The 26,962-nt window shown below is 38.0% G+C and carries 28 protein-coding genes; 11 read left to right on the forward strand and 17 right to left on the reverse strand.

Annotation, left to right across the window (positions count from 1 at the left end):
• Window positions 1-8: 8 nt before the first annotated feature.
• Genes dltA through dltD form a run of 4 tightly spaced genes read left to right on the forward strand, consistent with a single transcriptional unit; the run spans window position 9 to window position 4,316 of the window.
• On the forward strand, window positions 9-1,559 hold the full coding sequence (dltA, locus tag ABKA15_RS00280) for a D-alanine--poly(phosphoribitol) ligase subunit DltA (RefSeq protein ID WP_049511940.1): 1,551 nt from the start codon (window positions 9-11) through the stop codon (window positions 1,557-1,559).
• Entirely contained in the window at window positions 1,556-2,800 is a 1,245-nt protein-coding gene (gene dltB, locus ABKA15_RS00285; RefSeq protein WP_049511937.1) for a D-alanyl-lipoteichoic acid biosynthesis protein DltB, read from the forward strand. Before dltA ends, dltB begins: the two co-directional genes overlap by 4 nt.
• A gap of 15 nt (window positions 2,801-2,815) precedes the next feature.
• A complete protein-coding gene (gene dltC / locus ABKA15_RS00290; protein WP_049511936.1) occupies window positions 2,816-3,055 on the forward strand; it encodes a D-alanine--poly(phosphoribitol) ligase subunit DltC in 240 nt (79 codons plus the stop codon).
• A complete protein-coding gene (gene dltD, locus ABKA15_RS00295) occupies window positions 3,048-4,316 on the forward strand; it encodes a D-alanyl-lipoteichoic acid biosynthesis protein DltD (RefSeq protein WP_049511935.1) in 1,269 nt (422 codons plus the stop codon). The genes dltC and dltD overlap by 8 nt, the downstream gene beginning before the upstream one ends.
• Before the next feature lie 62 nt (window positions 4,317-4,378).
• Here the strand turns inward: dltD and ABKA15_RS00300 are convergent, their stop codons facing one another.
• A complete protein-coding gene (locus ABKA15_RS00300; protein ID WP_350015353.1) occupies window positions 4,379-5,635 on the reverse strand; it encodes an ISL3 family transposase in 1,257 nt (418 codons plus the stop codon).
• 224 nt (window positions 5,636-5,859) lie between these two features.
• Window positions 5,860-6,684, reverse strand: a complete 825-nt coding sequence (locus ABKA15_RS00305) for a Cof-type HAD-IIB family hydrolase (protein ID WP_049512810.1) — start codon at window positions 6,682-6,684, stop codon at window positions 5,860-5,862.
• A gap of 253 nt (window positions 6,685-6,937) precedes the next feature.
• Here ABKA15_RS00305 and ABKA15_RS00310 point away from each other — a divergent pair, with 253 nt between their 5' ends.
• Window positions 6,938-7,522, forward strand: coding sequence for a DNA-3-methyladenine glycosylase (locus ABKA15_RS00310; RefSeq protein ID WP_049512808.1), 585 nt, complete (start codon window positions 6,938-6,940; stop codon window positions 7,520-7,522).
• A gap of 66 nt (window positions 7,523-7,588) precedes the next feature.
• On the opposite strand, the gene ABKA15_RS00315 is transcribed toward ABKA15_RS00310, so the two are convergent.
• Window positions 7,589-8,758: an MFS transporter gene (locus ABKA15_RS00315; protein WP_049512806.1), complete on the reverse strand. Its 1,170-nt coding sequence runs from the start codon at window positions 8,756-8,758 to the stop codon at window positions 7,589-7,591.
• A gap of 65 nt (window positions 8,759-8,823) precedes the next feature.
• Entirely contained in the window at window positions 8,824-9,345 is a 522-nt protein-coding gene (locus ABKA15_RS00320; protein WP_049512812.1) for a TetR/AcrR family transcriptional regulator, read from the reverse strand.
• A 170-nt stretch (window positions 9,346-9,515) separates the two neighbouring features.
• Between ABKA15_RS00320 and ABKA15_RS00325 the strand changes: the two genes are divergently transcribed.
• Window positions 9,516-10,379, forward strand: a complete 864-nt coding sequence (locus tag ABKA15_RS00325) for a cation diffusion facilitator family transporter (RefSeq protein WP_049512803.1) — start codon at window positions 9,516-9,518, stop codon at window positions 10,377-10,379.
• A gap of 130 nt (window positions 10,380-10,509) precedes the next feature.
• On the opposite strand, the gene ABKA15_RS00330 is transcribed toward ABKA15_RS00325, so the two are convergent.
• The 8 genes from ABKA15_RS00330 to ABKA15_RS00365 form a co-directional block, all read right to left on the reverse strand.
• The gene (locus ABKA15_RS00330; protein WP_049514020.1) at window positions 10,510-11,685 is read right to left on the reverse strand and encodes an IS256 family transposase; all 1,176 of its coding nucleotides are present in this window, start codon (window positions 11,683-11,685) and stop codon (window positions 10,510-10,512) included.
• A 560-nt stretch (window positions 11,686-12,245) separates the two neighbouring features.
• Window positions 12,246-12,851 (reverse strand): hypothetical protein, encoded by a 606-nt coding sequence (locus ABKA15_RS00335; protein WP_049514610.1) that lies wholly within the window; start codon window positions 12,849-12,851, stop codon window positions 12,246-12,248.
• Window positions 12,848-13,948 carry a type IV secretion system DNA-binding domain-containing protein gene (locus ABKA15_RS00340; RefSeq protein WP_049514612.1) on the reverse strand — a complete coding sequence of 367 codons (1,101 nt, stop codon included), beginning with the start codon at window positions 13,946-13,948 and terminating at the stop codon, window positions 12,848-12,850. Before ABKA15_RS00340 ends, ABKA15_RS00335 begins: the two co-directional genes overlap by 4 nt.
• On the reverse strand, window positions 13,948-14,268 hold the full coding sequence (locus ABKA15_RS00345) for a hypothetical protein (RefSeq protein WP_049514614.1): 321 nt from the start codon (window positions 14,266-14,268) through the stop codon (window positions 13,948-13,950). The genes ABKA15_RS00340 and ABKA15_RS00345 overlap by 1 nt, the downstream gene beginning before the upstream one ends.
• A 201-nt stretch (window positions 14,269-14,469) precedes the next feature.
• On the reverse strand, window positions 14,470-14,919 hold the full coding sequence (locus tag ABKA15_RS00350; RefSeq protein ID WP_003032329.1) for a sigma factor-like helix-turn-helix DNA-binding protein: 450 nt from the start codon (window positions 14,917-14,919) through the stop codon (window positions 14,470-14,472).
• A gap of 323 nt (window positions 14,920-15,242) precedes the next feature.
• Window positions 15,243-16,658: a helix-turn-helix transcriptional regulator gene (locus ABKA15_RS00355; RefSeq protein ID WP_049514616.1), complete on the reverse strand. Its 1,416-nt coding sequence runs from the start codon at window positions 16,656-16,658 to the stop codon at window positions 15,243-15,245.
• Window positions 16,659-16,700: 42 nt separating this feature from the next.
• Window positions 16,701-17,039, reverse strand: a complete 339-nt coding sequence (gene cadX / locus ABKA15_RS00360) for a Cd(II)/Zn(II)-sensing metalloregulatory transcriptional regulator CadX (RefSeq protein ID WP_000711094.1) — start codon at window positions 17,037-17,039, stop codon at window positions 16,701-16,703.
• A gap of 11 nt (window positions 17,040-17,050) precedes the next feature.
• Window positions 17,051-17,665 (reverse strand): CadD family cadmium resistance transporter, encoded by a 615-nt coding sequence (locus ABKA15_RS00365; protein ID WP_000615750.1) that lies wholly within the window; start codon window positions 17,663-17,665, stop codon window positions 17,051-17,053.
• Window positions 17,666-17,693: 28 nt separating this feature from the next.
• Here ABKA15_RS00365 and ABKA15_RS00370 point away from each other — a divergent pair, with 28 nt between their 5' ends.
• Window positions 17,694-17,867 carry a FanG protein gene (locus ABKA15_RS00370; protein ID WP_071788300.1) on the forward strand — a complete coding sequence of 58 codons (174 nt, stop codon included), beginning with the start codon at window positions 17,694-17,696 and terminating at the stop codon, window positions 17,865-17,867.
• 78 nt (window positions 17,868-17,945) lie between these two features.
• Here ABKA15_RS00370 and rpmG read toward each other — a convergent pair whose 3' ends face one another.
• On the reverse strand, window positions 17,946-18,095 hold the full coding sequence (gene rpmG / locus ABKA15_RS00375) for a 50S ribosomal protein L33 (RefSeq protein ID WP_003026692.1): 150 nt from the start codon (window positions 18,093-18,095) through the stop codon (window positions 17,946-17,948).
• A gap of 15 nt (window positions 18,096-18,110) precedes the next feature.
• Window positions 18,111-18,293, reverse strand: coding sequence for a 50S ribosomal protein L32 (gene rpmF, locus ABKA15_RS00380; RefSeq protein ID WP_049514618.1), 183 nt, complete (start codon window positions 18,291-18,293; stop codon window positions 18,111-18,113).
• 228 nt (window positions 18,294-18,521) lie between these two features.
• Between rpmF and hisS the strand changes: the two genes are divergently transcribed.
• The 4 genes from hisS (at window position 18,522) to ABKA15_RS00400 (ending at window position 22,884) form a co-directional block, all read left to right on the forward strand.
• A complete protein-coding gene (hisS, locus tag ABKA15_RS00385) occupies window positions 18,522-19,802 on the forward strand; it encodes a histidine--tRNA ligase (protein ID WP_049514620.1) in 1,281 nt (426 codons plus the stop codon).
• A gap of 80 nt (window positions 19,803-19,882) precedes the next feature.
• Window positions 19,883-20,089: a hypothetical protein gene (locus ABKA15_RS00390; protein WP_049514621.1), complete on the forward strand. Its 207-nt coding sequence runs from the start codon at window positions 19,883-19,885 to the stop codon at window positions 20,087-20,089.
• Between the two features lie 118 nt (window positions 20,090-20,207).
• Entirely contained in the window at window positions 20,208-21,962 is a 1,755-nt protein-coding gene (aspS, locus tag ABKA15_RS00395; RefSeq protein WP_049514623.1) for an aspartate--tRNA ligase, read from the forward strand.
• A complete protein-coding gene (locus tag ABKA15_RS00400; protein WP_049514625.1) occupies window positions 21,949-22,884 on the forward strand; it encodes a YitT family protein in 936 nt (311 codons plus the stop codon). The genes aspS and ABKA15_RS00400 overlap by 14 nt, the downstream gene beginning before the upstream one ends.
• 104 nt (window positions 22,885-22,988) lie before the next feature.
• On the opposite strand, the gene pulA is transcribed toward ABKA15_RS00400, so the two are convergent.
• From pulA to ABKA15_RS00415, 3 genes are read right to left on the reverse strand one after another with little or no spacing between them, the layout of a single operon-like run.
• A complete protein-coding gene (pulA, locus tag ABKA15_RS00405) occupies window positions 22,989-25,064 on the reverse strand; it encodes a type I pullulanase (RefSeq protein ID WP_049514627.1) in 2,076 nt (691 codons plus the stop codon).
• 13 nt (window positions 25,065-25,077) lie between these two features.
• Window positions 25,078-26,064 carry a LacI family DNA-binding transcriptional regulator gene (locus ABKA15_RS00410; protein ID WP_049514628.1) on the reverse strand — a complete coding sequence of 329 codons (987 nt, stop codon included), beginning with the start codon at window positions 26,062-26,064 and terminating at the stop codon, window positions 25,078-25,080.
• A 10-nt stretch (window positions 26,065-26,074) separates the two neighbouring features.
• Window positions 26,075-26,887: a maltodextrose utilization protein MalA gene (locus tag ABKA15_RS00415; protein WP_049514630.1), complete on the reverse strand. Its 813-nt coding sequence runs from the start codon at window positions 26,885-26,887 to the stop codon at window positions 26,075-26,077.
• Between the last annotated feature and the right edge of the window lie 75 nt (window positions 26,888-26,962).

Here is a 26,962-nt window from a genome sequence, read left to right on the forward strand (position 1 = left end):
AGCAGACTGTGACCAATTCAGTAATTAACGACATGATTGAAACGATTGAGTATTTTGCTCAGTCTCAACCAGATTTTCCAGTTTACAATGTTCTCGGAGAAGTTCATACTTATCATGATTTGAAAGTGGACTCGGATTCGCTCGCTGCAAAGATTGATAGTCTTGCGCTTCCTGAAAAGTCACCAGTGGTGGTGTTTGGTGGGCAAGAATACGACATGTTAGCAACCTTTGTAGCTTTGACGAAGTCAGGACATGCTTATATTCCGATTGATAGTCATTCAGCTCTGGAGCGCGTGACAGCGATTGTGGAAGTGGCACAGCCTAGTCTCATTATTGCAATCAATGACTTTCCGCTGAAAGATGTGACGATTCCGATTCTTGATGTAACAACAGTTCAAGTAGCTTTTGCAGCCAAACATCCTTACGAAATTACACACCCTGTTAAAGGTGATGAGAATTACTATATCATTTTCACCTCAGGAACGACTGGAAAGCCAAAGGGTGTGCAAATCTCGCACGATAATTTGCTTAGCTTTACCAACTGGATGATTACAGATAAGGAATTTGCGACTCCAGCTCGTCCGCAAATGTTGGCGCAGCCACCTTACTCTTTTGATTTATCGGTTATGTATTGGGCGCCAACCTTAGCACTTGGAGGCACACTTTTTGCGGTTCCGTCTGCCATTACGCAAGATTTCAAGCAGCTATTTGAAACTATCTTGAATTTGCCGATTGCCATTTGGACATCAACACCGTCTTTTGCAGATATGGCGATGTTATCGGAAGATTTCAACGCTGAAAAAATGCCAAGCATTACGCATTTCTACTTTGACGGGGAAGAATTGACGGTTAAAACAGCACAAAAATTGCGTGACCGTTTTCCAAATGTACGTATTATCAATGCTTACGGTCCGACAGAAGCAACTGTGGCTCTATCTGCCGTTGCTATAACGGATGACATGCTGACAAATATGAAACGCTTGCCGATTGGCTATACCAAAGCGGATTCTCCAACTTTTGTGATTGATGAAGACGGAAACAAATTGCCAAATGGTGAGCAAGGAGAAATCATTATATCTGGACCAGCTGTATCAAAAGGCTATATGAACAATCCAGAGAAAACAGCCGAAGCATTTTTTGAATTTGAAGGGTTACCAGCTTATCATACAGGTGATGTTGGTACTATGACAGATGAAGGTTTACTGCTTTATGGCGGTCGTATGGATTTCCAAATCAAGTTCAACGGTTTTCGTATTGAATTAGAAGATGTTTCCCAAAACCTGAACAAGTCTCAATATGTGGATTCAGCTGTGGCTGTACCGCGTTACAATAAAGATCATAAAGTACAAAACCTTCTAGCCTATGTCATCCTGAAGGACGGGGTTAAGGAACAATTTGAGCGTGAGATTGACATCACCAAAGCTATCAAAGAAGATTTGCAAGATATTATGATGTCTTATATGATGCCTTCCAAATTCCTTTATCGGGATTCCTTGCCATTGACACCAAATGGTAAGATTGATATTAAAGGTTTGATTAGCGAGGTCAACAACCGATGATGGATTTCATAAGACAGCTTCCTCACTTGGAACCGTACGGGGATCCGCAGTATTTTGTTTATATCATTTTAGCCGTTTTGCCAATCTTTGTTGGTTTATTCTTCAAAAAAAGATTTCCCATTTACGAAGCTCTGGTCAGCTTTGCTTTTATCATTTTTATGCTGACTGGACCGAAGTTAACACAAATTTATGCGCTACTGTTTTACGTTATTTGGCAGATGATTTGGGTTTGGTCTTACAAAATTTATCGAAAAGCAAGAGACAGCAAGTGGATATTCTACTTGCACATTGCTCTCTCTATCTTGCCGCTTTTCCTTGTAAAAGTGACGCCAGCGATTTATGGACATCAATCACTCTTAGGCTTTTTGGGAATTTCTTATTTGACTTTTCGTTCAGTAGGAATGATTATTGAGCTGCGAGATGGCGTACTAAAAGACTTTAGCTTATGGGAATTTCTACGTTTTATGCTCTTTATGCCGACTTTTTCAAGTGGACCGATTGATCGTTTTAAGCGGTTCAATCAAGACTATGAAAACATCCCTGAGCGTGATGAACTGCTAGATATGTTGGAGAAATCCGTTCAATATATAATGCTTGGTTTCCTATACAAGTTTATCTTGGCACATGTTTTAGGCTCAATGATTTTGCCTCCTCTCAAGCAATATGCAGTGCAAATAGGTGGTATCTTCAACCTGCCAACTCTAGGAGTGATGTATGTATTTGGATTGGATTTGTTTTTTGACTTTGCGGGTTATTCCATGTTTGCCCTCGCTATTTCCAATCTAATGGGCATTAAAAGTCCGATTAACTTTAATAAACCTTTCGTTTCGCGCGATTTGAAAGAGTTTTGGAATCGTTGGCACATGAGTCTGTCTTTCTGGTTCCGTGATTTTGTATTTATGCGGCTGGTCACAGTACTTATCCGAAATAAAATCTTTAAAAATCGGAACACAACTTCAAGTGTAGCTTATATCATCAACATGCTAGTCATGGGCTTTTGGCACGGGGTTACTTGGTATTACATTGCTTATGGACTTTTTCATGGTCTAGGACTCGTTATCAATGATGCTTGGGTGCGAAAGAAGAAGACCATCAATAAAGAGCGGAAAAAGAAGAATTTGCCACCATTACCAGATAACAAATGGACACAAGCAGTGGGGATGTTTATCACTTTTAATGTTGTAATGTTTTCATTCTTAATCTTCTCAGGATTTTTGAATGACTTATGGTTTAAAAAATAAAAAAGGAGTTCTCTAATGGACGTAAAAGTAGAAGTATTAGAAATTATTGATGATTTATTTATGGAAGATGTATCAGACATGATGGACGAAGATTTGTTTGATGCAGGAGTCCTGGACAGTATGGGTACTGTGGAATTGATTGTTGAGCTAGAAAACCGTTTTGACATTCATGTTCCCGTTTCAGAATTTGGTCGTGATGATTGGAATACTGCTAATAAAATTATTGAAGGCGTAACGGAGCTTCGCAATGCTTAAACGATTGTGGCTCATTTTAGGTCCCGTTTTTTGTGCCTTTTTGATGGTCGTGGCTTTACTGTTTTTCTACCCAACCAAGCAACAACATGATTACCAAGCTGAAAAGCGCTCAGCCGTTACCCTGACAGCAGGAAGTTTCAAAGGAAGAACACAAAAAGTACGTGCTTTAACAGATAAAAAGCACCGCTTTGTGCCTTATTTTGGTTCTAGTGAATGGTTGCGCTTTGATAGTATGCACCCTGCGGTTTTGTCAGAAAAATATAAGCGTAATTATCGTCCGTATTTTTTAGGACAACGAGGAGCCGCATCTCTTACGCAATATTTTGGCATGCAGCAAATGCTTCCGCAGTTAAAAAATAAGCCAGCTGTCTATGTTGTCTCTCCTCAATGGTTTACTAAAAAAGGCTACAGTCCAGCAGCATTTCAACAATATTTCAATAGTGACCAATTGACTAGTTTCTTGCGCCAGCAAGAAGGAGACATTGATGCTCAATATGCGGCGAAGCGCCTCCTGCAACTGTATCCTACGGTGGCTATGAAAGACAATGTAAAAAAAATAGCTAATCATCAGAAACTGTCAAACTTTGACAAACAGTACGTCCGTCTTATCAGCCGTTTAAATAAACGTGAGGATGCCCTTTTCAATTCTCTTTTTGCCGAACGTAATGAGAATTATGAAAAATTGGTTCAACCTCAAGTTAAGCGTTTACCAGATAAATTTTCCTACGAGGATTTAGAAAAATTTGCTATTAAAGATGCGCAAAAAAATACTAACAATAATAACTTAGGAATTGATAATAAGTTCTATCGTCGCCGTTTGCGAAAGCATTTAAAGAAGCTCAAAGGTGCGCAGGGAAAGCTATCCTATGTCAAGTCTCCTGAGTATAATGACTTACAGCTTGTTTTGAAGCAATTTGCCAAGTCAAAAACGAATCCAATTTTTGTTATTCCTCCTGTCAATGCGAAGTGGATGGCCTATACTGGTTTGAGTCAAGAAAAGTATCAACAAGCGGTGAAGAAAATTCGTTATCAGTTGGAAAGTCAAGGTTTTACCAATATCGCGGACTTTTCAAACGATGGTGGGAAGCCCTACTTTATGCAAGATACCATTCACATGGGCTGGCTTGGCTGGTTGGCGTTTGATAAGGCTGTCAATCCTTTTATTTCCAATCCAAAGCCTGCTCCGACTTACCAGATGAATGATCGATTCTTCAGCAAAGAATGGGCAAATTATGACGGAACAATTGAGAATTTTAAATAAGAAAAAGAAAACACGAACAAAGATTTTAAGGCTCTTTGTCAACTGTAGTGGGTCGATGTCAGCTACCATCGCGAGAGGACGAGATTCGTTCTCTCTCTTTTGATGTTCAAAGCGATGAGAATGCGTTTCTTAAAGTTGTCAAAGCTCCTGAATCCAAAAGCGTTTCGCTTGATGACCTTGATGAGATTGTTAGTCGCTTCCAGCTTGGCGTTGGAGTAGGGTAGTTCCAAGGCGTTGGTAATCTTGTGTCTGTCCTTCAGGAAAGTCCGAAAGACGGTTTGAAAAATCGGGTGAACATCCGAAATAACCTCCTCCATCAGGTCAAAGAAATAATCAGCTTGCTTTTCCTGAAAGTGAAAGAGCAGAAGCTGGTAAAGCTCATAGTGCTGTCGAAGTTGGTCCGAATAGCTGAGTAGCTGATGGAGAATCTCTTGATTGGTTAAATGCGCCCGAAAAGCTGGTCTGTAAAAACGCTTATGGCTGAGCTTGCGGCTGTCCTGTTGGATGAGTTTCCAATAGCGTTTGAGGGCTCGGTATTCCTGAGATTTTCGGTCGAATTGGTGCATGATTTGGATGCGGACACGGTTCATAGCTCGGCTGAGGTGCTGGATAATGTGGAAACGATCCAGAACGATTTGGGCATGCGGAAAAAGCTGCTTGGTCAGCTGATAGTAAGGACTGAACATGTCCGTGGTCATCACTTTAACCCTCATACGAACCTGTCTAGGATAGCGTAGAAAATGATTTCGAATGACCGCTTGGGTTCTGCCGTCCAGGATGGCTAGGACCTCATTGGTATTAAAATCCTGAGCGATAAAGCTCATCTTCCCTTTCTTGAAACTATACTCATCCCAGCTCATGATCTCTGGCAGTCTCTGCCAGTTCGTTTCAAATTTGAATTCCTTGAGCTTGCGAATGACGGTTGAGGTCGAAATTGAGAGCCTGTGCGCAATATCAGTCATGGCTTGCTTCTCAACTAATAATTGAGCGATTTTCTGTTTGACTGCAGAGGCAATCTGGTGATTTTTCTGGACGAGGGAGGTTTCGGCGACAGCCATTTTTCCACAGTTCTTACAGCGAAAGCGCCGCTTTTTGAGTCGGATAAGAGTTTTGTATCCTGCTGTCTCCAGATAAGGGATTTTAGAAGGTTTCTGGAAGTCGTATTTGGCCATCTGTCCCTTGCAGGCAGGGCATGGAGGGGCATCATAGTCAAGGTGGGCTATGATTTCTTTGTGAGTGTCGGCATCAAAAAGATTGTCTATTTTGATATTTTTGTCTTCAATTCCAAGAAGTTTTGTGATAAAATCGAGTTGTTCCATATGAGTCTTTCTAATGAGTAGTTTCGTCGCTTTTCATTATAGGTCATATGGGACTTTTTGTATACACAAAAATAGCTCCATAATCTCTGCGGTAGTTTTACCCACTACAGAAATTATAGAGCCGATTTTAACTAGTTGGTTGCTAGTTTGCTTGTCCGTGTTTTATTTTTTATATGGAGAACTAGAGACATTAGTTTTTCTATTGTATTTAGGAAAGATAGCTGTTAATCCAAGACGTATTGCTCTATTGCTTGAGCGACTCCATGATTATTATTGGTGTGGGTAACGGCTGCAACTTGCTCTTTAACTGCTTTAGGAGCATTTCCCATAGCCACTCCTAATCCGGCCAATTTCAGCATGGGGAGGTCGTTGAAGTTATCACCAATTGCCATGACTTGCTGGAGAGGAATTTGGTAAAAATGAGCAATCTCTTGAAGAGCATTTTCCTTAGAAACCTGTTTAGCTGTAACTTCTAGATAATTCTCTTTTGAAAGATAAAAGGCTGTTTTAGGAAAATTTGTGTTTTGCAGAGAGTCGTGAAGATTTTGAATGGTGGCTGCTTCACCTATCAGAAGAAGTTTGTGAATAGAAGTCCGCCCTTCTACAACAGAAACTAGAGATTGAAGGATAGGATTTTCACCGGTAATATCTGCTTCTTCCTGAGCCCATTTGTCAATTTGTTCAGCAAACCAAACCTTTCCTGAATAGAGATTGATAGCTACAGTTGGAAACTTCTCTTGGACGAGCTCTAGCAGACAACGAATTTCTTTTTTATCCAAAGCGTGTTCCATTAAAATATCATAATTCTGAGGATTTCCTTTGATGACAAGAGCGCCATTGTAGCAAGCTAATGGATTGTCAATGAGACCAAGCTGCTGTGCGATTGGCTCCATGCCAAGTGGTGAACGTGCAGATGCCAACACAAAAGGGATTCCTTTTTCCTGCAAAAGAGGAAGCTGTGTTTTTAGCTGATAATCAACTTGGTGTTGGTCATTTAAAATAGTACCGTCAATATCGCTTATGACAAGGCGGATAGGTCGTTTGTTCATAAAATTTCTTCCTTATAAGCATGATATCATTGTGGGGTGATAATCAGAATGTTCATTTTTCTTCTTTGTTATTATTTTAACACAAAAAAGAATTTTTGAAAGCGGTTTAACTGTTTTCTATTAAGACAAATTTAAGCAAAACAAGGTATCTTATAACTAATCCTAAAAAAACTTTTTTCATCATAATCTCCTAAACAAAAAAGCAGTCTTTCTCGATTGCTTTTTTGTATGGAATTCATGTTATAATGAAATCATGTTATCAAAAGAATTTAAACATATCATGCAGACAGATACAGTCGCAACGGCTAAGTCCTTGTTAGGTATGCAATTGTGCTTAGACGGACAAGTGTTGGGACGAATTGTTGAGACAGAAGCCTATTTGGGAGCTAAAGATAGTGCTTGTCATAGTGCGCATGGCAAACGAACACCGAAAAACGAGTCTATGTATTTATCTGCTGGACACTGGTATGTCTATCAAATCTACGGACATCAAATACTGAATTTAGTCACAAGGGCTGAGAATGTCGCAGAAGCTGTCTTGATTCGAGCCTTGGAATTGCCAGACGGTACATTGCTTGCCAACGGTCCAGGAAAATTAACCAAATTTGCAGGGATTACCAAGGAATTTGATGGTCAAGGTTTGACCACTTCAAGATTGCAATTGGTAGGAAATGCTGTCCCGTTTCAAATTGGCTCGCGCTCTCGAATTGGCGTGACCTGTACAGATGAATGGCGAGCTGCGCCTCTAGGCTTTTATGTTATGGGCAATCGGCATGTTTCTAAAATTTCGAAGGTAGGTTTATTGCCAGATTCTAAGACATGGAAAATAGATAATTAAAAAAACAGAGTGGAGAAAAGAGTCCAACAACTGAAAAAGGTTCACTCTCCATTCTGTTTTTGATTTTTATAAAATTTTATCAGATTTCTCTACATAAAAGAGGGCAATAATCATAATGATTGTAAGAATGAGCAAGACACATACAGCAGGTAGCCAAGAATGGAAGAAATCGGCACTATAACCAAATAAAGCTGGTCCAAAAGCAGCTAGTAAATAACCACCTGTTTGTGCTAAGCCAGATAGCTGAGCAGTTTGTTCAGGGCTACTCGTTTTTGTTGAAAAAGTAACCATAAGATATGGGAAAAGAGTACTCACAGCTGACCCAATGAGGATATTGGCAATAAGCCAATAAAAGAAATCATTCGTTTGAATTAAGAGCATGCTAATACCAAGGACACCCGCAGCAGAGATAATTGCTAACATTATCATACGATGACGAGGAGACAGCCGTGTTGTCAAGCTAGGAATGGTCATTGAAAAAGGTAGACTAATCAAGTTAAAGACAGAGGCTAAAACTCCAGCAGAAGCATTTGAAATGCCGGCTTGTGTTGCCATAGTTGGTAGCCAGGTTAGGCAAGTATAAAAAAGCAATGATTGCAAGCCACCAAAAATAATAATAGCCCAAACTTTTTTATTTTTCCAGATAGAGCTACCTTGGTGCTCTTTATTTTTGTTCACTAAGAAATGGTTATAAGATGTATTTGGTAGCCAAATCAAAAATGCTAAAAGACAAACCATTGTCAAAAAAAGGACAAGACCTTGCCATGAAGTTGCTTTTGTTATCGGCACTGCAATAGAAGAAGCAATAGCGGTTGATAGCCCCATAGAGGTTACATACATGGTTGTCAAGAGTCCAATCCGATGCGGTTGATTGGCTTGGATGGCACTTGGAAGTAAAACATTAAGTACTGCAATGGAAACTCCAATGAGAATCGTCCCCACATAAAGAAGTGGTAGATTAAAAATCCGAATGAAGGATCCAATGGTAAGCAGAGCAAGGACGAGAGTAAAAAGCCGTTCGAGCCCAATTTTGCTCGCTAAACGCGCCGAAAATGAAGAGCAGAGAGCAAACATGATTAAGGGCAGACTGGTCAAAAGACCGAGGGAATTAACTGAAACATGAAGTCCGTTGGCAATGTCTGTTAAGACAGTTGGAAGCGTTGTAAAGGGCGTCCGCAAAGCGACACCCACCATGATAATTCCTGGTAATAAAAAGATAGAATGTTGTTTTTTCATAAATTCTCCTAGAAGAGTTCTTAAAAAAATTATACCATAGAGATAGCCAAAATTATAGCCCTATATTAGTGCATTAGCTCAAGATAGTAGGCTGTAATAGTGGCTTCATCGATTTTATTTCGTTGTCCCAACCACCAAGTAACCGTTTCGATAAAAGTTGTCGTGACATAATTTTTTAAAAATGGTTCTGGTAGCTCAGACTTTTGTGCCAATAGCTTTTCACGAATGAGAGGAAAAAGATAATGCTCTAGTTCTAATTTTAAACGATTGATAAAATAAATATTTTTAGACAATAATAAAGTAGCTATTTTATCTTGGTTTTTCCTGAAATGGTAAAAAATATGAGCTGTTGCGTCAAAAAGTTCACTTGCTTGGTAGCGCTCAACAAACGTATGCTGGAACAAATCTTGGCACATTTCTTCAAGTAATGCCTCTTTCGTCTCAAAATGAGCATAGAAAGTCGACCGACCGACATCTGCAAGGTCAATGATTTCTTGAACTGTGAGGGATTCATAACTTTTTTGATTCAAAAGAGTGAGAAAAGCCTGGTAAATGGCTGCGCGTGATTTTTTAACTCGTCTATCCATCATTTCCGAACAAATCCTAATAAATGTACGCTATCAAACGAAGCATTAGATTTGTTTCTTGTTTCCTCCGTTAAAATAGTAGATAATATAATTGAACAGAGTGTTTTGTTTTGAATACATTATACAATAAATAAAATCAAATCTCAATGTGCGATTAGAAGGAGACAATAATGAAATCAAGTAAAAATGTCTGGATTGCATTTCTGTTAAATTTTTCGTTTGCGATTATTGAATTTATCTTTGGAGCTCTATTTAACTCCAGTGCTGTACTGGCAGATGCGGTACATGATACAGGAGATGCCTTAGCGATTGGCTTGTCGGCGTTTTTTGAAAAAATTTCCAACAGACGAGATGATAAGAAATACACACTAGGGTATAAACGGTATAGTTTGCTGGGGGCTATGTTGACCTCTACCATTTTGATAGTGGGATCTATTCTTATTTTGGTTGAGAATGTTCCCAAGCTGTTTGCGCCTGAACGGGTGAACTACGACGGTATGCTTATTTTGGGAATTTTTGCAATTGTAATCAACTTTGCAGCCAGCAGAGTGGTTAGCCATGGACGGACGCACAATGAATCCATTCTGAGTCTGCATTTTCTAGAAGATATTTTAGGCTGGTTGGCTGTGACTTTTGTATCCGTCATTCTTCGTTTTACAAACTGGTATTTCCTTGACCCATTACTTTCGCTCATCATTTCGACCTTTATCTTGAGTAAAGCACTGCCTAAGTTTTGGGAAAATGTTCAAATCTTTCTTGATCACGTACCGAGCGATGTAAATCTGAATGACCTTTATGCAGAAATTCAAACAATCGAGAATATCCAAACAGTCACTCAGCTAAATGTTTGGACAACCGATGGGCTAGAAAAATTTGCGATGATTCATATTTGCATGAAACATCCCGAACAACAAGCAGAAACTCAGCAGCTCATTCGCCAACATCTTAAAATGTATGGAATTACAAAAGTAACCATTCAGACAGACGAAAGTTTAGATGAGCACGAAGAATGCTGTATTGGCGAGCAACAGTGAGGGGCAAAAAGTTTAAGACAGATGTTTTAAACTCTTTATTTGTATGTTTTGTTTTTTATGATTGTTGAAAATCTTTTATAAAGATACTGTCAATAATTTTGTGTAAACACTCAAGTAGAGTTATTGAGTGTTAATCAAATAAGCTTTCAAGTGTGTCATAACATTGGCCAAACCCTTTATGGATTAGTTGACTTTGCTTGAAATTATAATCTTCAAACAAAGTAACTAAATAACGTTCCAGAGCCTCCTCGTTAGGAAAAAGAACCTTCTTTTTCGTTTGACGTTTGATTTCTTTGTTGAGAGACTCAATGAGGTTTGTCGAATAAATGCTGTGCCAAATCTGGTAGGGAAACTGATAAAAAGTTAAAAGATTATCCGTATTCTCCAGACTTTCCATGACTTTCCTATACTTTGATTTCCATTCAGCGATAAAGTCCTCTAAAGCTTGTACTGCTATTTCTAAATTTTCGGCACGATAAATCGTTTTAAATTGCTCCAGAATAACCGCTCGATCAGATCGTTTCACCTTACTAGCCAGATTTCGACTAATATGAATGAAGCAACGTTGTTGCTTGGCTAATGGGTAAGCCTGACTGATAATCTGATCAAGCCCCTTGAAGCCATCAGTCACTACAAGAGAAACCTGTTGGATTCCTTGGTTTTGAAGCTTGTCTAGCAGAGTCGACCAAGAAGCATTGTTTTCATTTGGGGCGATTTCATATCCAAGAACAGCCTTCTGTGCTTCTGGCGTAATGCCAAGTGCGATATGAATACATTCTTTACTAACGGTCCCCCGTCTTAATGGAAGATAGGTTCCGTCAAGAAATAAAATAGAGTAATTGGCTTCTAAGCTTCGCTCATGAAAAGCAGCGACATTCTCCTGAGTTGCTTTTGAGATATTAGAAATTGTGGCAGGACTATAGTGATGACCGTACATACGCTCGATGATATCACTAATTTCTCGAGTCGTTACACCGGTTTGATAGAGTTTAATCACCATCTCTTCCAAGTGGTCATCTCGACGTCCATAAGCGGGGATCAAAGCTGGACTAAAGTACCCATTACGATCTCTTGGAATAGTTAACTGAACAGTCCCATATTTGGTTTCAAATTTCCGTGAATAGGTTCCGTTACGACTATTACCAGAATTATAGCCTACTTTTTCGTAAGGTTCATACCCTAAAAATGCTGATAACTCTGCTTTAAGCAGGTCGTTCATAGCTGTTTCAAGAGAAGTACGGAAAAATTCATCAATATCTTGCTTTTGGGCTAGGAAATTAAGTAGTTCTGTGGTAAACTGAGTCATAGGAATAAATCTCTTTCTAGTAATGTTTCGCAACTCTACTATAACGGATTTATTCCTTTTTGTGTTTACACAACTTATTTTACACTACCTTTTACAGTCATAGTTTGGAATATATGGATAATTGTGTTTCAAATAATTAATCAATAGAGCATTAATTTATAAGGGAAACGAAGCTTTATTTTTGGAAAAATGAAAACTTATCTGACTAATATCTAATCAGCTGAAAATTAGTTAAAATGCTATTTTTTTAAATAAAAAAAGCCTCTGAAACGTTGATTCCATAGGCTTTTCTGATCTCAATTATTTCACTTCTGTAAGAGTTAAATAATTTCTATTTTAGCTGTTAGAAACGTTGGTACATCAATGTTTCTAGAATGCTACATAATAAAAGGTAGAGTGAATGGTAGAGTAGTTATTGCGTTAGTTCAGCAATCTTTTCAAGATAAATCCCCACAGCTTCTAACTTTCGTTGTCGTAGTAACCCCAATAGGTCATGATAGATAGGAATATAAAAAGGGGCTGTCTGGCTTTTGCTTAACGCAAGCCACAGCCCCAAGGTATTAACGTTTTTGTCCAGTGAACCACAATTGGTTACGAACTCGAATAGGAGAGGAGAAATAATAGTCTGCGTGTTGGCTGACGATTTCTTCTTTTAATTGTGCTTCCATCTCTTTTAGGATTTTTTGCCCCTGTTGGTCTCTAGGGACTTTTAGAAAAATAGTGATGGTATCTTTTCGTATATCTACAATACACTTGCGAACAGCTCGGTTAAATCCGTTATGGATTGGATTGATAGTGGTAACGGTCTGGTGTTCAAGGTTGCTTATCTTCTGTACTCGTTCACGCTGAAACAGGAAGTGTCGCAACAGGAAAGTGTGATAGACAGATTGGATATAGTTCCAAAAACTATCTGTTTTCAACCGTTGTATTATCTCTGAACCAGCCAATAATAAGGCAAGTAGTAGTGAAACAAGAGCAATTCTATGGCAAACGGAACCAATGATATCCGTAGTACTTTTGACCGCATCTGGATTGACAAATGTGATGTTGGTTAATTGAACTGAAAGAAAGTTGAATAACCAGCCAAATGCAGAACAGATAGGAGCAAATAGAAATAAGTATAGTATGAGATTAAAACTTCTCATAAAGTAGGTTTTATTGGTCATAGGATACCTCGTTTAGTGTAGTAGGTTGGGCAGAGTAAGGGTAGAACTTGGTAGGGGTGTTCATTGTCGATAACTTGAATGATACCTGTTCCGTGTCCTGTCGGAATGACAATCCCCTCTGGGTCTAGGTCTGGAAATAAGAGTTGAGTGGTTTTCTGATTGATATTTCCAATTTGCAATAATACGTTTAGCTGTTCCCTCACTGAAATGGGGATAGTGTTATGGTCAAAACGCTGGCTTACTAAAAAGAGATGGATTTTGGTAGCACGTCCCAACAAGGCAATTTGTGAGAGTAAAGAGAAAAAGGCTTCTTTGATGTTCTTATTGACTCCCTCTGATAGGGCTAGGACTTCATCAATGACAATGGTTAGATGAGTAAATTGATGGTTGGGGTTATCATATAAGATAGCTTGTCGTTTCTGAATGAGGGTTGCACATTGGCTTAATTGTTCATTGACTTGTGAAACGAAATCAGACTTTGAACGGTTTTCGACAGGGTGGATAACTGCAATTTGATTTTCCCTTGCCCATCGGCTTGGTGTATCGAATTTTGGGTCAATTATAATTAAGTCAGACATATGTTTCAGAACACTCAAAAAGTACGTTAAAGCATAGCTTTTCCCAGAGCCTGAATTTCCAGCAATAGCCCAGTGATTTATCTTTTCAAGGTTTAGTTCAAAGTACTTCATAATGGGAATTTTTTCTTGTGATAGGCTAGCTGAAAATTTATCCAAATCAGGAATAGTTAAACGTTCTGAAATTCCCTTTTTCCAAGGGAAAAACAATCCACGTTGAATGTGTAAGTCATCTGTTTTGAGTGGAACAAAATAGGTTGCATTTTGTTTCAAGAGAGTAAATTGAGGGTAGAGAGAAGCGTTAGCAATCAGAAAAATTTTCTTGTACAAGTCATCATCAAGAATATAAGCACAAGGCAGGCGAGGGACAAAGACAAAGCCGTCTTCTTGAATAATGACGTTAAAAGAATTAGTATAGCTGGTTTCCCCCTGCATTAAAGCCCCCAGAGCCATGTTTAGGCTCTGGAGCAGGTAAGATTGCAGGAAAGATTGGTTCAGCGCATCACGAGATTGTGATGTCATTACCGCACCTCCTTGATACCATTTGCTTTGAAGTAAACGTTATATTTTACTTCGCAAGCTTGTAGGGTGTCAAATTGAATCATGGATTGGAACGATGGAAGCTCAATCCTATCTTCGAATTTTACTTGGAAAGGGTCTTGTCCTTCCTGTACAAACCATGCTTTATAGGCTACGATTTCTCCTGTTGGTTTTCCTTCTTCAAACCGTTGTTGTGGTTCAAGTTCGGTACTAAGTGAGTAAATCGGTTGTTTTTGACTGATAATTTTATCAGGCAATGTAGTTGTATAACCACCTTTTGTGGTTTTCATTTTAAACGCCATAGGGCTGTTCCTCCTTTATTATTGAGAAATAATGCGAATGCGAGTTGCTCGGTTTTGGTCGTGAGCTGGACGTAGTTGTTTTGGTTGTGTACCACCTCCTTATTACTAAGGAGAATGAGACAGCTAAACGCAAAGTTATTTGTTGAATTTTTAATTTTTTTACAAAAAAATCCAGTGATAAGAGACACTGGATTTGAGGGATTAGCGATAAGTTTTTAATAAAGGTGCTAATTTTTTTAGCGCTTTACAATAATGGGATTTAACTGTTACATCACTCATTTTTTTATAATGTTCAGTGACATAGCGAGCCGTTTCTTTATAGCTTGAACCTTGTTCCGCTATCATTTCAACAATCTTACTGTCAATTTCTGATAGGGATGCTTTAGCTTCACGAATAGCTTGTATTAACTCCTCTAGGATTAAAGCTTCTTCGGGATTCAAATCAGAACTTGCAACTACTTCATAGCGTTCACGTCGTTTACCGTCATTACGAGCTATGTTTTCTTCCATACTTCGTTTATGGTGGTATCGGTCACGCCGTTCTGCATTACTTTGTTCTTGTTGAAGCAAACGAGTTACTTCATTCCAATTTTTAGCTTTAATAGCTTCTGTGATTTTACGCTCACGGCGTTCTTGTACTTTATTACTCATAGTAATATATGATCCTTTCTCGTCCTTGGACAGAAAGAAACGTATATGAGCAAATATTGAACGCTGAGTATGCTAAAAGGCACAACAAAGAAACAGCGAAACAATTCTATGCAAGACATGACCTTTATCGTCATATCATCATATTTGTTTCAATCTGTCCTTTGATGGCCATCAATATGGACTGTTAAAATTTTTATCAAGAGTTTTTCTTGATATATTCAGTATAAGGCATAATGTTCTTTTATTTTTTACTTCTTTTTTTACTTCAATAGACTAATTTGTAAAACGAAGCGCAAAAAAAAACTAGGCGATTCACCTAGTTTTTAAAGAGCAAATTTTCGTATCTCTTCTTCGCTTAATAGTTTAATAAATGCTTGTTGAACTCTATCTAAAGTCGAAGCCATTGCGAGTAATTCCTCGTTTAATTGTTCTTGGAAATAGTATGTTACTTGTGTATTATTCGTCAATAATCCCTCAATATAGCGAGTGACATTTGTATTATCTAAATTGATATCATAGAGTTCAACTAAATCAACAAGGTCGATGTCGTTTATTCCCTGAGAGGCAATTTTTTCAATACGTTTCTTATCCTCTAGTGAAAATCTTGTTGGCTCTAATTGAATAGTGTGCCTTTCTTGAATTGGTCTTGTTGCATAAGGGTTGGAAACCCAACTGATAATTTCATCAAAAGTTCTTTCCTCAGTCCTTTCTATATCATTGGATTGATAAATATTAATGCCTAGATTTGCCAACTCTTCTTTAGAATATTTTTGATATAACTCTGTGATATCCTTACCTTGACTGAGTAATTTCATATAGTCCTCAGATATCTGTTTGAATTTCACTTCATCTATTTGTTGACCACCAGTTATACTAAACGAAGAGGTTGTTCTTCCTTTTTTAGAAATAACTAACGGGACGGATGTAAGGTAAGATTTTGGAATATTCTCTTTATACATTCTTTCTAATATATCATTTACTATAAATCCGATATTAAACAAGGGATTTTCTTTGAGTTTTTTTATTAGATTAGGGATAATTTCTGTCGAAACATTATCATACCACCATTTATTGATGAGAGGGTCAATGTTTTCTTGCCTAAATGTTGAGGGTATGTCATTTCCGCCTAATTCAAATAGGATACCACAGACATTAACTTCAAATGATTTAATTAAATTATCCCCTAACATCAACCAAAGAATATCAAACATTTCTTCAAAATCAATGACAGTCAATTCATTGATGGTACAGGTTCTAAAACTTCTAGCGAGGTTATAACTTTTTTCACCAACAGTAATGTCAATGTCATCTTTCTTGTGAAAAGTATCCATCTCAGTTTCAGTAGAAATCATAAATCTTTTTCTTTGAATATTGAAATTTGCAAATGTCTTGGCAATACTTAGACAACTTGATTGGATTGAAATTAAATCATCACTCATGAAAGAATATAGGTTTTCATCTACAGCCTCTAAATCTCTATATAAAATAGAACTGAAAAAATAATGAAACAGATTCTCAATAAACTCATCTAACTCTCCAAAAACGATATACGTATAGCTCGAAGCGGTTAGAGCATTTAAATAAACTAACATCGAACTCGTAATTGGTCGCTTACCACTTTCAACTTGACTAACTTGACCTGCATTGCCTAGTTCGCTTTGTGTAATATTGTGTTTTTTTCTTAAATTTTTGATACGAGTAGGTATTTCTTGTGAATAATTTTCTTCAAAAAATTTCATATATAATCCCCTATAATCATGGAAAAGTAGTAAAAATAGTTGTTATCCTAGTTGATTAAAAAAATCCCTGATTTCCTCATCTTTTATAAAATAATATATAATTTTCCCCTCTCTTCTAGTGCCCAAGATGTTTTGATTGGCTAGTTTACGAAGATGGTGGGAAGTAGATGCCATACTGAGATTTAGTAAACAGGCTATATCACAGACACAGAGTTCTTCAACAGCAAGAAGATAGAAGATGATATTTATCTGTTTATTATCGGTAAATTTTGTTAAAATGCGAAGTGATTTTTGGACTTTTTCCTTTTCAAGGTAGTTCGTTGCGGTGGTAATACTTTGCTGATTTATAACATTCACTTGGCAGATACTATCTTTTTTCATAATATTTTCTCCTAGCCTAATATAGTCCATAGTATGTCAAAACTGTTATTTTCAATCAGGATATATATCCCCAATCCTAAATAAACAACTGCAATAAACCATCTGCTATATTTTTCCAAAATTTCTCCAACAGAAGAGACTTGTGCCAATTTTTGGGCAGAAAAAACCAAGAGATAAATCATGACTAGAAAGGTAAGTAAAGCTACTATCAAATTTGCTAAATTTAAGGTAGTAAAATATGGAACAAAGACACCAATATTGTCAGCACCACAACTTGCAAAAGTAATCATAGCGACTAGAAATATCAGGTTTTTATTATCTTTGCGCAAACCTTCTTTGGCAATAGCTTCTCCATCAGAATCTCCTAAAAGCAAAACTTTGAGACCTAGGAAAATTGGAATCAAACCGAGTAAACCTAAAATCTCTTTACTAGGAATATAATTTAAGACAAATGCAAAAAGCAAACTTAGCAATATTAGACTAACAGAGCCTAGAAATTGTCCTAAATAGATGTTAATGATGTCTTTTCTGCTTTTTCTTTTGGCAAAAAATAACATTAGGATAATAAGTAAGTCTACGGCTGTCCCAGAATACAGGATTATTGAAGTAACAACATTTTGAATCATAAAACACCTCATTCAAATATATTTTTGAATGTATTCTAACATTAAACTTTGTAGATGTCAACTTAAAATCCACCAAAATATAGATAAGAAGTTAGTGTACCAAATATTAAAAAGCCCTGCCATCGAAATGACAGCAGGGCTTAACTTCAATATCCAGATAATATATTTATCTAAAAAAGGTACAGTTTTTATTGATTTGTAGTGCGATATAATGAGTTTCAAAAAATCAAAAATCTCTTAAAATCAATATTTTGACGTCTATTGACGTGTACTGAAACCCTTACTTAACCTCTGTAAACACTACATGTTTACGCAATTTTGGTGAGTATTTTTTCAATTGAAGACGGTCTGGAGTGTTGCGTTTGTTTTTAGAAGTAAGGTACAAGCGTTCACCAGATGCTTTGTGTTCAAGTGTGATATTTACGCGCATGATAGCTCCCTTCTATTATTCTGCTGTTGCAGCTTTGGCGATTTTGCGTCCTTTGTAGTATCCTTTGAGGGATACACGGTGAGAACGTGAGTAATCTCCAGTAGTTTCGTCAAAATGTACAGATGGAGCTGTAATTTTGTAGTGAGTGCGGCGTTTGTTTTTCTTCGCTTTTGAAGTGCGACGTGCAGGTACTGCCATTTTCTTTATTCTCCTTTTAATATAAGTTCGATTCAATCTCTTTGATTTTCATCAACTGTAATAGTATATCAAAAAAAATTTGTAAAGTAAAGTTACTTGACAGATTTTCTTTTACTTTTTGGAAAATAGCATAGCGTGCTAGCTTTTTAGAGAAAATATACTGAAACTGTCCTCAAAATCTGCTACTTGTGGTAAAATAATTATATTATATGAATGAAGAGGAAAGCTATGAAATTACAAAAACCCAAAGGGACTCAGGATATTCTTCCTCAAGAGTCTGTCAAATGGCAATATGTAGAAGAATTTGCTCGCAAAACATTTAAAAAATATCATTACGCAGAAATCCGTACGCCATTATTTGAACATTATGAAGTGATTAGTCGTTCTGTTGGCGACACGACTGACATTGTGACCAAAGAAATGTATGATTTTTATGACAAAGGCGACCGTCATATCACATTACGCCCAGAAGGAACAGCACCAGTTGTGCGTTCTTATGTGGAAAATAAACTCTTTGCCCCAGAAGTCCAAAAGCCGGTGAAACTTTATTATATGGGTTCTATGTTCCGTTATGAGCGTCCACAGGCAGGGCGTTTGCGTGAGTTTCATCAGATTGGTGTAGAGTGTTTTGGATCCAACAATCCTGCGACTGATGTGGAGACAATCGCCATGGCAGCTCAATTTTTCAATGAAATTGGTATTCAAGGTGTAACGTTGCAGTTGAATAGTTTGGGGAATGCGGAGAGTCGCGCCGCTTATCGTCAAGCATTGATTGATTATTTGACGCCGTTGAAAGACAGTCTTTCTAAAGATAGTCAGCGTCGTCTGGAAGAGAATCCTCTCCGTGTGCTAGACAGTAAGGAAAAAGAAGATAAACTCGCTGTTGAAAATGCACCCTCTATCCTGGATTATCTAGATGAAGAAAGTCAAGTTCATTTTCAGGCTGTGCGCTCAATGTTAGAAGCGCTGGGAATTCCTTATGTTATCAATACCAACATGGTTCGCGGATTGGATTATTACAATCATACGATTTTTGAATTTACTGCAGATGTAGCCGGTAATGAACTGACTATTTGTGCAGGCGGTCGCTATGATAGCCTTGTTGCTTATTTTGGTGGCCCAGAGACGGCTGGATTTGGCTTTGGGATGGGCGTAGAACGTCTGCTCCTCGTTCTGGAAAAGCAAGGTGTAGTCTTGCCGCTAGAGGATAGTTTGGACGCGTATATTGCAGTTTTGGGAGATGTTGCTAATAACAAAGCTTTGGAAATTGTACAAGCACTTCGCAAGCAAGGATTTACAGCTGAACGTGATTATTTAAACCGTAAGTTGAAAGCGCAATTCAAGTCAGCAGATGCTTTCTCTGCTAAGACTTTGATAACTCTTGGTGAAAGTGAGATTGAAAGCAACCAAGCTACCGTCAAAAACAATCACACTCGTGAAGAATTAACGGTTGATTTAAATCAGATCCAAGAAGATTTTCAAACAATTTTTGAACAACTGGGGTTTTAATTTAAAAAGGGAGAAAGCCAGTCAAATGGCTTTTTTTCTCATAACTATAGTAGAATGTTGAAGTAGAAGTGGAGAGAGCAATGAAAAAAATAATCATTCCGTCTGTAATTCAGTTTCTAATTGTTTTTTTGATTATAGGAGGAATTTCCTATTTTGTGAGAGGGGATTTCTTTTTTCGGTTTTTAGCACCGATTTTTGGCTTAGCAGCAGGGCTATTGCGCTTAGCATCAAGTTATGTGGTCATGGTTTTGCATCCTGAATTATATGACAAAGAAAGTAAGAGGTGAGTCGTCATCTTCTTTTGTGAAATATTACGTTAAGATATGAAGATTTTGAAAAGCATATCTTCTTTTTCATCGCTTTTGTGGTAAAATAGTAAAAGAATTAAAAGTTTGGAGAATAAAAATGAAACGTTCAATGTATGCTGGGCGTGTTCGTAGTGAACATGTTGGTCAAGAAATCACTTTGAAAGGTTGGGTGTCCCGTCGTCGTGACTTGGGAGGGTTGATTTTCATTGATTTGCGCGACCGCGAAGGCATCATGCAGCTAGTTATCAATCCTGAAAATGTGGATAAAGAAGTCATGGAAATCGCTGAAAGTTTACGAAGCGAATATGTGATTGAGGTGACTGGAAAAGTAGAAGCCCGTACGCAGGCGAATGATAAATTGGCAACGGGAACTGTTGAACTACACGTGGAGAATCTGACAGTTCTCAATACGGCCAAAACGACTCCATTTGAAATCAAAGACGGTATTGAAGCGAATGATGATACCCGTCTCCGTTACCGTTATTTAGACCTTCGTCGTCCTGAAATGTTGGCAAATTTGAAATTGCGAGCTAAGGTAACACATTCTATCCGCAATTACTTGGATGAATTAGAATTTATTGATGTGGAAACGCCGTTTCTTACTAAGTCAACTCCAGAAGGGGCGCGTGATTATTTGGTACCAAGTCGAGTGAACCAAGGTCATTTCTATGCTCTGCCACAAAGCCCTCAAATTACCAAGCAACTGTTGATGAATGCTGGATTTGATCGGTATTATCAAATTGTAAAATGCTTCCGTGATGAGGATTTGCGTGGAGACCGTCAACCAGAGTTTACACAGGTTGACTTAGAAACTTCTTTCCTATCTGATCAAGAAATTCAAGATATTACAGAAGGCTTGATTGGTCGAGTGATGAGAGAAACAAAGGGGATTGAGGTTACACTACCATTCCCACGAATGAAATATGATGATGCAATGGCTCTGTATGGAAGTGATAAACCAGATACACGTTTTGAGATGCTATTGCAAGACTTGACAGATCTTGTCAAGGGAATTGACTTCAAAGTTTTCTCAGAAGCACCAGCCGTTAAAGCTATTGTTGTGAAAAATGCTGCTGACAGCTATTCGCGAAAAGATATAGATAAGTTGACAGAGCAAGCAAAACAGTATGGAGCAAAAGGACTTGCTTGGGTGAAAGTGGCATCAGGTGAACTAAATGGACCAGTTGCTAAGTTTTTGAAAGACTTGACAAGTGACTTGACAGATGCTTTACAGCTTGAAGACAATGATTTGGTTCTTTTTGTAGCGGATACACTGGAAGTTGCCAATGCAGCACTAGGTGCTTTGCGTATACGTTTGGCAAAAGAGTTGGGCTTGATTGATGAATCGAAATTTAATTACCTTTGGGTTGTGGATTGGCCAATGTTTGAATGGTCGGAAGAAGAAGGTCGTTACATGAGTGCGCACCATCCATTCACTCTTCCACAAGCGGACACGGCTCATGAATTAGAAGGTGATTTGAGCAAGGTTCGTGCTATTGCTTATGATATTGTCTTGAATGGTTATGAATTGGGTGGTGGAAGTCTTCGTATTAACCACAAAGATTTGCAAGAACGAATGTTTAAAGCCCTTGGTTTTTCTGAAGAAGAAGCTACTGATCAATTTGGTTTCTTGCTAGAAGCAATGGATTATGGTTTTCCGCCGCATGGTGGACTGGCAATTGGACTCGATCGCTTTGTCATGTTGCTGGCTGGTGAGGAAAATATCCGAGAAGTGATTGCTTTCCCTAAAAACAACAAAGCAAGTGATCCAATGACTCAGGCACCAAGCCTAGTGGACGCCAAACAACTTGAAGAATTAAGTTTACAAGTAGAAACTCATGAAGAAAAGTAAGATTTACAAACGATTGCGTTATTATTTGCGCCGTCTAGCCTATGATTTTAAGTTGATACGAGTACTTAAGAGTATTTCTCGTGAGAAGTACGATGAAAAGATTTCTGCTTCGCTCATTTATGGTTTTCTATCTGCGGTTGCAGTAAATCTTTTCTTTCAACCGGGACATGTTTATTCAAGTGGTGCGACTGGATTGGCACAGATTTTAGCTGCTTTAAGTACACGTTTTTTAGGATTTACTATTCCGGTTTCTGTGACTTTCTACCTCATCAATATCCCGCTGATGATTTTGGCTTGGTATCAAATTGGGCACAAGTTTACGGTATTTACTTTTATAACCGTTTCCATGAGCTCGCTGTTTATCCAGTTTGTTCCTGAAGTGACTTTAACGAATGACCCGATTATCAATGCCTTGTTTGGTGGGGTCATCATGGGAATGGGAATCGGCTTTGCTTTGCGTTCCAATATTTCTAGTGGTGGGACGGATATTGTCAGCTTGACGGTTCGGAAGAAAACCGGCAGAAATGTGGGAAATATTTCCTTTATGGTCAATGGCATGATTATGATTATTGCCGGTGTGACTTTCGGCTGGAAATATGCACTATATTCGATGATTACGATTTTTGTGTCAAGCCGTGTGACAGATGCAGTATTTACTAAGCAAAAGAAGATGCAGGCGATGATTATTACCAGTCATCCCGAAGAAGTTATTGATAAAATTCATAACAAATTGCATCGTGGTGCAACCATGGTTAATGGTGCAGAAGGAACTTACAATCATGAGAAAAAGACTGTTTTGATTACAGTCATTACGCGTGCTGAATTTAATGAATTTAAACATATTATGCGTAAAACCGATCCGCATGCTTTTGTATCGGTAGCAGATAATGTTCACATTCTTGGACGTTTCGTAGAAGAATAAAACATCAGATTGGTTCGTTTAGCCAATCTGATTGTTTTTTTGTTATGAGATTTTAAATCTGTCTCGTGACTTTCGGTACGAAACAAATAAAATAGATGTTACGATTATTTAAGTACGAGAACCTGTTTTGCAGGGACAGTATAGGAATCTTTGTTAGTATTGAGAGGAACGTCAAGGCTGATTTTTGGGTAGTTGATAAAAATAGCTTGTTTTTCTTGATTTTGATAAGCAATATCTTCATTTCCAAAGTTAATGAGGATTGTGATTTGATCTTCTTTTTCTTTAATTTTATATTCGACCACAGAATCACTTAGCCATTCGACAGAACAGTAATCTTTAATTTCTGTTCTTGTTTCCAAACTGAGAAGCGGATTTGCTTTTCTGAATTGGATCAACTGGCAAACAAAATCTACGTCTTTCTCATATTCAATGGAGCGTAGCCAATCAAGACGGTTGATGGCGTCTTGAGCATTATAAGTATTATCCATGAGGTTTTTACTACGGAAAAACTCTTGCCCACTATGGATGAACGGTACTCCTTGAGCTAACAAAGTAATATGCAAAGCGAGTCGTGCATCTGCTAGCCGCTCATTTAGAGAGATATCTGGCTTTTTAATTGCAAAATAATCAAAAGCCGTTGCATCGTCATGGCATTCCACGTAGTTGATAGCTTGCTGGGGCGCGATAAAATATGCTGTTTCCGTTAATCCAACATTAGCTGTCAATACATTTTCTATCGTATCTATTGGTTTGGAATCTTGGATTTGACTGCCTTCTAAAATCGTTTCTTTGATTGTATTGCGGAAGTGGTCGCTGAAAAAACCATAGTTTGGTAATTGAGCGGCGTTGAATTGATGTGCAAGCCGATTGCTATCCAGTCCGGTAGCCATACGCCACCCTTCTCCATACAAATAAACATTTGGATAAAGAAACTTCAATTCCTCTGCAATCTGCTTCATGGTTTCCATATCTAGAATACCCATGAGGTCAAAGCGGAAGCCGTCCATTCCATAAAGAGTTAGCCATTGTTTGAGGGAATGCTTAATATAGCTACGAACCATTGCCCGCTCACTTGCCACATCATTCCCACAGAAAGTCCCATTTGTCAAATTGCCGTTGTGATCGTAGCGGAAGAAATAGCCTGGGACGATTTTTTCAAAAGCATAGGCTTTAGGATCGTAGACATGATTGTAAACGACGTCCATAATCACACTGATGTCGGCTTGATGATAAGTAGCGATTGCTTCTTGCAATTCAACGATTCTTGTATAAGGATCATGTGGATTCGTTGCAAAGCTACCGTCAGGAAGATTGTATTGCATAGGGTCGTATCCCCAGTTATACACGAGTTCTGGGTGATTTTCATCAACACTGCCAAAATCATACACTGGCATGAGTTGGATATGAGTAACGCCCAGTTGTTTGACATAATCCATTCCCAAAGTGTGTTCTTGTAAATCAGGAGACTCTGTTAGGGACTTGAATTTCCCAGGGTAAGAAAACTCAGCTTCTTTTTGCATGGAAAAATCTCGCACACTCATCTCGTAGATAATGGCTTTTGTCATTGAAATTTGTGTTGCTGCTCGTTGGATAGGACGAGAAATTTTCTCTAGGTTAATCACGTAACTAGCCCCAGAATTGCTTTCTGAAGATAAGGCATAAGGGTCGTGAACTTCCACCCAGTGGCCATTCACTTTGTGTAGATAGTAATAAGCTGCCCCATCAAAGTCTCCAGAGACTTCTGTTTGCCAAACTCCTTTTTCTCCGAGCATCATTGGGTAAATGTCATTTTGCAAATGAAGTAATACTTGTTCAGAAATTGGTGCCCAGAGTTTAAAAGTCGTTACTTTGGGAGTGTAATGAGCTCCTAAGTCATTGCCATCATAAGCAAAGGTTTGGTCAAAAATCGGCTTTCTCACAATATGGCGAAATTGCAAAAAGGTTTTATTGCGATCTTGGTCGTAAATCCAATAATGACTGGTTAAATCTAACGGTTCAAGAGGAGCAAGACTGTATTGCACGAAGTCATCTTGTTCTTCCAGAGTTCTTATCTGTAAGGTTTGTGTGCTATCGACCGTTTCAATTGTAAATTGTAATGGTTCGGCATAAAATTGATTTTCTAACTCAATAGTGATGAGACTTTGGTCATCTAAATAGGCTTGGAATGTTCGGAAAGCCATAAACTTCCTTTCTTTATCGTTCGATAATGCGATGTGGAATCAATTGGCGGTAGCAAATTTGTCGATTTTCTTTGGTATCATTGATAATTTGTAGAATAGTCTTGAACGAAACCCGCCCTAGCTCTAATGTGTTAATATCTACATAAGCTGTTAAATCAAGTTTGGGTTTAATAGAGTCAAAGGCTAGAGTGGGAACAGACAATTGATTTTCATTTAAATAATTACAAACTCCTTCTGCCAGCATACTGTCTGTTGTGATAATAGCATCAATTTTTGAATCATGATTGAGAAGGCGTTTGGTAAATTGATATCCTTTGTCTTCCAAAAATTCATTTACAAAGGCTGTATTTTGAGGGTCAAGCTCTAAGTGGTAATCCTCTAGTGCTTTTTGATACCCTTTATAGCGATCTTGCGTTACAAATAGTCTTTTGCTACCACCAATAAAAGCAATATTGTGGCAATCTTTTTTGATAAAATATTCTGTTGCATCATATCCAGCTTGGATATTGTCATTATCCACCAAAGGAATAAACGGAGAAAGCGATTTTCCTAAAATTAAAAAAGGAAATTGTTCTTCGCTGACCATTTTTACAAGTGGATCATTTTCTTGAGAGTAGAGAAAGATGAGTCCGTCTACTCGTTTGCCAAGAACCATTTGGGAGATGGCTTCCATGCGTTCCTTTTCATTTTTTCCAGTCGCAATTTGAATGGCATAGTGATGCTCGGAAGCAACCTGAGCAATCCCGCGAAAGACTGAAGGGAAAAATGGGTTTTGATAGAAAGCATCCGAATCATCAGGTAAAACAACCCCAATGACTTGAGTATAACTACTAACCAGACTACGTGCATTGAGATTAGGATGATAATTCAATTCCTTCATAGCTTTACGGACTCTTTTTTTGGTTTCATCGCTGATGCTGGATTTATTTTGGACAACACGGGTAACGGTAGAAGGCGAAACTCCTGCCAATTTAGCAACTTCTTTGATAGTAACTCGCATAAAAAACCTCCTACTTTTTCATTTTTTCATCACGGAAATGTGTCCGATAGAAAATAATGACGAGATAAAGAACAAAAAGAATGTTTTGAATGGTAATCATAGTGGTCATGGCTTGACCGAACAATAACCCTGCTGCAACAGCAATCAAAGTTGGCAATCCCAAACAGTTCAAAGCAAAGTGATAGCATTCTTTGACTGTTTTAAAGGAGAAGAGACGGGATTTTTTCGTTAAATAAAGGAAAAAAGTAGCACCTAGAAGGACAATAAAGAAGTTTAATGCCAATAGAAATCCTGAAATCAGAACCAAAAATAGACTGACTGTCACACGATTTTGTTGGAACCAGTCTTGAGAAATGGCAGCACTCAGAGCGGCTTTATCTTTCAAAGCAGCTTGATTAATATACTGGTATTGAATTTCTGCTAGTTTTCTTCCTTTTTTACTAATAACCAATTGCTTTGGCTCAAAAGCAAGCGTTAACTTTTCTTCTAAGGTTGTATTCTCTTTTCCAAGAAGGACAGTTCCCGTTTTGCTATTGTGAGTGGCTTGCTGACCAGAGTAGCTAAATTGATGATTTTCTATTTTAGCGTTCTCTGCAATATCAACCATCGTTTCTTTTGTTAGCGAGTCAAAAACACCGTCTACAAAAGTGGTGAGTGGGTAACTTTTGAGTGAAGCATTTTGAATCGCAATTGGTATCATGGATAAGGAAACTAAAAAGGCACTAGTGAAAATCAGCTGAAACCATGTCAGCAATTTCCGATTAGCAAAAGGCTTTTTAAAACCATAAATACTGGAAAAATAATTAAATGGATAAGGTAACATAGGCATTTCTTTCTAAAATTTATAATCAGGTGACGACCAATAAACTGTGTTTATTGGCTATCATACAACTATAAA

This window comes from Streptococcus sp. KHUD_010 (genome assembly GCF_040207525.1).
Taxonomy (GTDB): Bacteria; Bacillota; Bacilli; order Lactobacillales; family Streptococcaceae; genus Streptococcus; species Streptococcus hominis.

Coding starts and splice junctions, on each gene's coding strand:
- dltB (WP_049511937.1), top strand. CDS start 1,556: ATGATGGATTTCATAAGACAGCTTCCTCACTTGGAACCGTACGGGGAT.
- dltC (WP_049511936.1), top strand. CDS start 2,816: ATGGACGTAAAAGTAGAAGTATTAGAAATTATTGATGATTTATTTATG.
- dltD (WP_049511935.1), top strand. CDS start 3,048: ATGCTTAAACGATTGTGGCTCATTTTAGGTCCCGTTTTTTGTGCCTTT.
- ABKA15_RS00300 (WP_350015353.1), bottom strand. CDS start 5,635: ATGGAACAACTCGATTTTATCACAAAACTTCTTGGAATTGAAGACAAA.
- ABKA15_RS00305 (WP_049512810.1), bottom strand. CDS start 6,684: ATGAACAAACGACCTATCCGCCTTGTCATAAGCGATATTGACGGTACT.
- ABKA15_RS00310 (WP_049512808.1), top strand. CDS start 6,938: ATGTTATCAAAAGAATTTAAACATATCATGCAGACAGATACAGTCGCA.
- ABKA15_RS00315 (WP_049512806.1), bottom strand. CDS start 8,758: ATGAAAAAACAACATTCTATCTTTTTATTACCAGGAATTATCATGGTG.
- ABKA15_RS00320 (WP_049512812.1), bottom strand. CDS start 9,345: ATGGATAGACGAGTTAAAAAATCACGCGCAGCCATTTACCAGGCTTTT.
- ABKA15_RS00325 (WP_049512803.1), top strand. CDS start 9,516: ATGAAATCAAGTAAAAATGTCTGGATTGCATTTCTGTTAAATTTTTCG.
- ABKA15_RS00330 (WP_049514020.1), bottom strand. CDS start 11,685: ATGACTCAGTTTACCACAGAACTACTTAATTTCCTAGCCCAAAAGCAA.
- ABKA15_RS00335 (WP_049514610.1), bottom strand. CDS start 12,851: ATGACCAATAAAACCTACTTTATGAGAAGTTTTAATCTCATACTATAC.
- ABKA15_RS00340 (WP_049514612.1), bottom strand. CDS start 13,948: ATGACATCACAATCTCGTGATGCGCTGAACCAATCTTTCCTGCAATCT.
- ABKA15_RS00345 (WP_049514614.1), bottom strand. CDS start 14,268: ATGGCGTTTAAAATGAAAACCACAAAAGGTGGTTATACAACTACATTG.
- ABKA15_RS00350 (WP_003032329.1), bottom strand. CDS start 14,919: ATGAGTAATAAAGTACAAGAACGCCGTGAGCGTAAAATCACAGAAGCT.
- ABKA15_RS00355 (WP_049514616.1), bottom strand. CDS start 16,658: ATGAAATTTTTTGAAGAAAATTATTCACAAGAAATACCTACTCGTATC.
- cadX (WP_000711094.1), bottom strand. CDS start 17,039: ATGAAAAAAGATAGTATCTGCCAAGTGAATGTTATAAATCAGCAAAGT.
- ABKA15_RS00365 (WP_000615750.1), bottom strand. CDS start 17,665: ATGATTCAAAATGTTGTTACTTCAATAATCCTGTATTCTGGGACAGCC.
- ABKA15_RS00370 (WP_071788300.1), top strand. CDS start 17,694: ATGTATTCTAACATTAAACTTTGTAGATGTCAACTTAAAATCCACCAA.
- rpmG (WP_003026692.1), bottom strand. CDS start 18,095: ATGCGCGTAAATATCACACTTGAACACAAAGCATCTGGTGAACGCTTG.
- rpmF (WP_049514618.1), bottom strand. CDS start 18,293: ATGGCAGTACCTGCACGTCGCACTTCAAAAGCGAAGAAAAACAAACGC.
- hisS (WP_049514620.1), top strand. CDS start 18,522: ATGAAATTACAAAAACCCAAAGGGACTCAGGATATTCTTCCTCAAGAG.
- ABKA15_RS00390 (WP_049514621.1), top strand. CDS start 19,883: ATGAAAAAAATAATCATTCCGTCTGTAATTCAGTTTCTAATTGTTTTT.
- aspS (WP_049514623.1), top strand. CDS start 20,208: ATGAAACGTTCAATGTATGCTGGGCGTGTTCGTAGTGAACATGTTGGT.
- ABKA15_RS00400 (WP_049514625.1), top strand. CDS start 21,949: ATGAAGAAAAGTAAGATTTACAAACGATTGCGTTATTATTTGCGCCGT.
- pulA (WP_049514627.1), bottom strand. CDS start 25,064: ATGGCTTTCCGAACATTCCAAGCCTATTTAGATGACCAAAGTCTCATC.
- ABKA15_RS00410 (WP_049514628.1), bottom strand. CDS start 26,064: ATGCGAGTTACTATCAAAGAAGTTGCTAAATTGGCAGGAGTTTCGCCT.
- ABKA15_RS00415 (WP_049514630.1), bottom strand. CDS start 26,887: ATGTTACCTTATCCATTTAATTATTTTTCCAGTATTTATGGTTTTAAA.